Origin of the sequence: Victivallis vadensis (genome assembly GCF_003096415.1) — a bacterium.
GTDB classification, from domain to species: Bacteria; Verrucomicrobiota; Lentisphaeria; order Victivallales; family Victivallaceae; genus Victivallis; species Victivallis vadensis.
The window spans coordinates 191837-198087 of sequence record NZ_QEKH01000004.1 but is presented as its reverse complement, the minus strand read 5'-3'; the positions used below and the strand labels follow the sequence as shown (position 1 = coordinate 198087).

Genomic DNA, 6251 nt, shown 5'->3' with positions numbered 1-6251 from the left:
AATGGCGAATTCTACAAAGTCGGCACGAACGCGTTCAGCACTCTCTCGGAAGCGGTCAGCGCCGCAGAGGAGAACAGCGTCCTGACCGTCGCGGGTGCAAACTACGGCAGCGCCGCGCTCAACATCAACGCGTCCCAGACCTGGAAGGCGGGCGACGATGCCGCCGTGGAAACCGGGGCCGTCACCCTTGCGGACGGCGTAGTCTGGACCAACAACGCGGATGTGACCGTCACCTCGCTGCAGGGAGGCAGCCTTGTTCTCGGCACGGGCGCAGCTCTCACCTGGAATGCGGCAGGCCAGACGCTTGAACTGACCACCGACATCACGGGCCCCGGTACTTTTACCGTCAATGCGGCAGCGTTCTATGCCGACGGCAAAGCCGTCACGCTGGGAGGAACAGTCGGCAACGTCTACGGCAGCGGCCTCACCGGTACATCCGTCGATTCCGTGGAGCTCTCCATCGCCGGAAGCATGACCGGCAATGTTTACGGGTTGGCCTCCGGTGCCGCGGTTACGGGTTCGGTTACGGTCAATCGCAGCGCCGACAGCATCGGCAGCAGCTACAACACCCAGCTGGCGCAGAGCAACAACACAATCGGAGCGGTCCGGGCGGATGCCGACTATTCGGCGGTCATCGCAACTCTCAACTATACCGGCGGTACCCACCAGTATGGCGGCCGGATCGGTTATGGAGTCGATTCCGTGATCTACGGCAGTACTCTGCTGAGCGTTTCCGGCAATACCCGCTTCGAACTCGATACCAAAACCAATCCCGGCTGGGGCGACCTGCTCACCGGCGGTTACTGGGCCGCGAGCCGTTCGGTGATCCATGGCAATACGGCAGTGGAAATCACCGGCGCGGCGTCCGTCGGCAAAGCGGCGGATAACACCAACACGAACGACTGGGGCGGCAATATCATCGGCGGCAGCGGCGGTGAAGTCAAAGGCGACAGCCGTGTCCTGATCGATACGACCGGCGAAATCAACCTCGGCGGCAGCAGCATCATCGGCGGCGGAAGCTGGAGCGGTACGGTGCGGAATTCCAGTGTGACCATCAATAACGGCACAGTTTCGATCTACCGGATCAAGGCTTCCAACGGCACCTATGAGGAACATGCCAAGCGCGGCATCTACGGCGGCAGCTACGGTAACGCCACCACCTCGGAAAATGCTTCGATCACGATCAACGGCGGAGTTTTCAACGGTATTCTCTTCTATGCGGGAAGCCAGGTCACCAATGTGAAGAACGCCACGATTACGATCAACGGCGGCGTGTTCAACAATGCGGCAATCACTGATTCCGCCGCTGCGGCAGCCCTCGGAAAGACGGAACTGGAAACCTGCTTCGACGGCACCCGCGACCGCGTGACCGGAGAGAGCGTGCTGGAACTCAATGTCGCGAGCTTCGGAGCCAAGGTGCAGAATTTCCATATCGTCCGGATTCTGGCTGATGTGACTCTGTCGAGCGAACTGGTCAATATCGACAGATTCGATATCGCGACCGGTAAGCAGCTGACCTTGAATACCGATGCACAACTTACCGGCCTGACCGGCGGATCCCTGAATATAACCGCCGGAAATACCCTGACGCTGGATGCGGCCAATGCCGATCTTACACTCGGCTCGGACGTCACCGGCGACGGCAAGTTCGTGATCACGAACGGCAAGACGGTATACGCCGCCGGCAGGAACATCACGCTGAGCGACAGCTCGGTGAACATGATCGCCGGAGCCACCTACTCGCCGGGTGCGGGAAAAAGCAAGGACTTCGCGGAAACCAACCTGACGTTGAACAATGTGACCGCGGCCTCTTCCGTTTACGGCGGTTCCTATTATACCGACCATGTCGGCACCGCCAACCTGACCATCAACGGCGGCACTTACAACGGCCGGGTGGTCGGCGGTTCCACCTGCGACGACTATAACGAGAACATCGTGGTCGACCGCACCAACGTCGTGATCACCGCCGGAACCTTCAAGCAGGAGGTCTACGGCGGCAGCAACGCGGCGGCGACGGTGAAATCCGGCAGCAGCCTGACCATCTCCGGCGGCACTTTCTCGAACTCGGTGTTCGGCGGAGGCAGCGGCAGGTCCGTGGTCGGCGACTGGGAGCTCATCGACGGCATTGCGGTGGAAAAGGCCGATTCGCCGAAAGCCGACAGCAGCCTGACCATCTCCGGCGGCACTTTCAACTCCAACGGCGCCACCGGCGGCGTTTACGGCGGCAACGCCCACGGTTTCGTGACCGGCAACGCCTCCGTGACCATCACCGGCGACGGCAAGGTCTCGATCCGCGGCCCGGTGGTCGGCGGCAACAACGCCTCCAGTCCCTCCGGCCGGGCGGCCAACTACATCGGCGGCAATACCTATGTGACGATCGAAAACGCCAACGCCGTGATCGCGGGCCATGTGTTCGGCGGTTCCAGCAGCCAGAAGTACGATGAGGCGGGCGGTTCCGCGACGCTGGTCAAGGGCGACAGCCATGTGACCATCACTGCCGGAACCGTGCAGAGCGCCAGCGGCAGCACCGGCCGGGTCTACGGCGGCGGCTGCGGCATTGAAGGCGGCCTCTCCGTAGTGGAAGGCACCGCCTACGTGACGATCGGCACCGAGGGTGTCGCGGATGCCGAAAACAAGTTGAACGTCCAGAACGTCTACGGTTCCGGCAACAGTTACAGCAGCGTCGGCAATGCGGTGGTCGAGATTCACGACTCCGTCAACCGCGCTTATCTGGCCGATGAAAACGCCGTGATCAAGGGGACTGCTTCGATGACCGTGACCGCGGACATCCGCAACGGCGTCGCCGCCGTGCTCGGCGGCGCGAAGATCGGCACGGCGACCACCGGCGTCAACACGACTGAAATCGTAACCGTGAAAATCTCCGGCGACCAGAGCTGCTTCCACGTGATGGGCAGCGGCAACGGTGCGGCGGTCTACGGCAGCATGGGGCTTTACCTTGACGGCGCGAACCTGCTGCTGGCCAACGACACCAGCCCCGCCTGGAGTGAACTGCTGGTCGGCGGCTTCTACGGCGAAAGCACCGGCGAAGTGTTCGGCGACGCGCTCGTATCGATCGCCAATTCCACGATCGCGACGAAAAACACCTCTAAGAAGGGGAATATCGTCGGCGCGGGCGGCGGTACGGTCCACGGCACCAGCCGGGTCATGATCGGCGACAACGTCGATCTGGTCTGCAAGGATATCGCCGCCGGCCCGAGCTGGAAAGGTTCGGTCGGCAACTCCGAGCTTGTGATCGACGGCGCCAATACTTCTGTGACGGCCACTTCGATCAGCGGCGGAGCGTTCGGCAGCGGCAGCACGGTCCTCGGCGATTCCTCGGTCACGATCAATGCGGGAACCGTAAACGTGGACACGATCAGCGCGGCAGGTCGGGTATGGCTTCTGGGTGTATATGGAACGGTGGGCGGAAACGCTGCCGTGACGGTCAACGGCGGTTCCATCACCGCGACGACGATTCACGGCGGGCGCAATACTGTGACAGGAACGAGTTCCTTCATCTTCAATGATGCGACGGTATTCGACGTTTCCACCATCAAAGCGTTCGATGTGATCGAAATCAACAAGAACGCAATGACCTTCCAGAACCTGTCGGATATCGGAGAGATCCGGTTCGGCGCCGGAGTCACGGAGGTTGCGTTCAACAACGTCACCTTCGATGGTGAAAGCAACACGCTCGACCTGACCGGCCTCCAGGTTTCCGCCGCGAAGATCAGCATGGGAGCCGGAGACGACATTCTGAAGCTCGGTGCGGGCAGCAGGCTCACCGGTACGGTCGATCTGGGCGCCGGGAAGAATACGCTGTCGATCGTGAACGGCGCGGATTACAGCGGCGCGACCTTCACCGGCGTGACCCGGCTGGAAGTCGGAGCCGGTGCGACCGGAACCATGGCGATCGACAATCTGGTCGGCGGAGTGGAGGAACTCTGCATCAGCCTGGACGGCCGCAGCTACGACAGCACGGAAGCGGCGGTCAGCGTCACCGGGGCGCTGGATTCGAGCCTGTCGATTTCGATCGAAGTCCCGGCGGTCTGGGGCGGTGCGGAGAGCGCGAAAGAGATCATCCTGATCAGGAACCTGACCGGTTCGACCGGCGGGCTCGGCATCGACGGCATGACGATCACCGTCTTCGGCAAGCTCGGCAAGATTTCCGGCGAATTGGGTTCCGCGCAGGTCGGCGGAGCGGCCACGGTCGACTTCGGCATGGGAGCGAACTGGGGGCTCAAGCTCAACGGCAACGGCGACTTGGTGTTCTACAACGATATGCCCCAAACCATGGCTGCGTTCAATGAACCGTCGATCGCCTCGGCGATGAACTGCCTCGCGACCGAGAACATCGTCTCCGGCTGCGGCAGCACGCTCGACGCGCTGAACCTCAACCTGGATGCCGACGACAAGAAGCAGCTGGCATAAGCGACAACCAAAACAAAGGCTCCGGGAAACCGGAGCCGGAATCATATAAGGAAAAGAAAATGGAAAAATTCGACTATGAACGTCCCGAACTGATCGAATTCAGTGACTGGAACGGTATTCAGGGAGCCGACAGCTCCGGCACCGGCGGAGAACCCGACCAGCCCTGAGCCCCCTCCCGGCATCGGGATTTCGCCTTCGGAGAGCAGGGCGTTTGCCCCTGCACTCCGATCGGTAAGGTACTGGTGCCGAATACTTGAGAGCCGGGAAAAACGTTCCGGTTTCCACTTCGTGCGGGGAGAGAGGCGGTTGAGACAGGCAGGGGTGTACAGGAACGGCACATCGCTCCGGTCGGTGACCGCGTCGGCTTTTGGGGCGGAGTGACGAGTAAGAAAAAATCGAGCCTGACCAACGGGAAGGCACGAGTTCCGTTACACAGAAAATGGAGTTTGGAGAACGTTGGCAATGCTAAAGGTATTGCCGACGGGTCTAAGCGCTCACAAAAAGTACCCGCAGTTTAGCTCTGCCCTATAAATGCTAACCGGCATGACTGAACGCGACGCATTTTAAGCGTGCGGATATGTTAGAGTGCTTCCGAGGTCGTTCCGAAAGCAGTGCGACAAATTCCAGCCAATGATCAAGGGATGTCGCATTGTCAATAATTCCGGGATTACGGCTTTTTTAAACAGTGCAAACAACAAACGGGTTTCAAGCCATAGGCTGCGGTTTGGCATTATGTAACCTGCGTATTCCATTGAGTTTTCGGATGGGAAATGGCATTTCTTGATTCCCTGCTTTCGCAAAGCCTCCTGCTCCTTCAAAGTATCTGTCGGAGTTCGCTTGCAGACACAGAGCCGTCCGACAATTTGCCGTTCGCCGTTACGGATACAAGCCGGATGGGGAGAAGTTCCTCCGTCGCGGTATCCGCATCGATTGTTCCCTGATAGCGGGCGCAGCGCGAGCCACAAAGAGGGAACAAGCCAGCGCAAACTGATGATCGAATGCCGTGTTCGCAGGAATGTGGAGCGACAGAAAAGCGGCGGAACCTCCCCTACACCATTGAAGAGAGAAACGGCTTGCGGCAAGGCTATTTTGTCAGTTCGCTCCAGAATTTCAGACGGCACAGGGTGGCGGCGAACAGCAGCAGCAGGGCGGCGGCAAAAGAGAGGGCGATTGCGTGCGGATGCTCCCATTCCGGGGAGGAAAGGTCGCTGATGGCACCCAGCGAAAAATACTTGAAGCGGTTGCTGATCATTCCGGTCCCGAAGATCGTGCAGCATGCCGCGCCGGAAAAGCACGCAAAAGCGAGTATTGCCCAAAAAGCTCCCCGGCGTTTCCGGACGGTGGCAAGCGGCAGGAATAACCCGGCGGCAAGGTTGAGAAAGAGCAGGACGGCGAACAGCAGGTCGCCCTGCAGCCAGAGATCGCGGCGGATATAGGTCGGAATCAGTGTTGCCGGGATACTGAATCCGCCGCAATACCAGACTGCTCCGGCACTGACCGCCGCCGCCAGACACGATCCGGCGAAGAGGAAGCGGGGAATATACAAGCGGTAAAGACGACAGACCAAGATCAGGTAATATAAGACAGCGAGCAATTCCACTGCCATGTAAAACCAGAATAGAATCACAGTTTTCGGCGTTCCGATACAAATTGTAAAAGAGAATAAAAACTGGAAAGCAGGGATCAGAAAAGAAATGCAAATCAGAGTGACCGGAAGTAGCAGTGACAGGGCAAAGAGCGCCCCCCGCATGGGATCGGATCGGAAAAAAACTCTTTGAAGTATCGCTTTCATCACCGCTCCCCCCGTATTTGTCAGTCCG

At 59.6% G+C, this 6251-nt stretch carries 2 protein-coding genes; one reads left to right on the top strand and one right to left on the bottom strand.

Translation table 11 applies throughout. The features are described from left to right. Positions 1–4431, top strand: a 4431-nt coding sequence (locus C8D82_RS21040) for a beta strand repeat-containing protein (RefSeq protein ID WP_165832819.1), incomplete at its 5' end; no start/stop codon positions are given. A gap of 1084 nt (positions 4432–5515) precedes the next feature. Here C8D82_RS21040 and C8D82_RS04080 read toward each other — a convergent pair. After that, positions 5516–6223: a hypothetical protein gene (locus C8D82_RS04080; protein ID WP_133245052.1), complete on the bottom strand. Its 708-nt coding sequence runs from the start codon at positions 6221–6223 to the stop codon at positions 5516–5518. Positions 6224–6251: the final 28 nt, after the last annotated feature.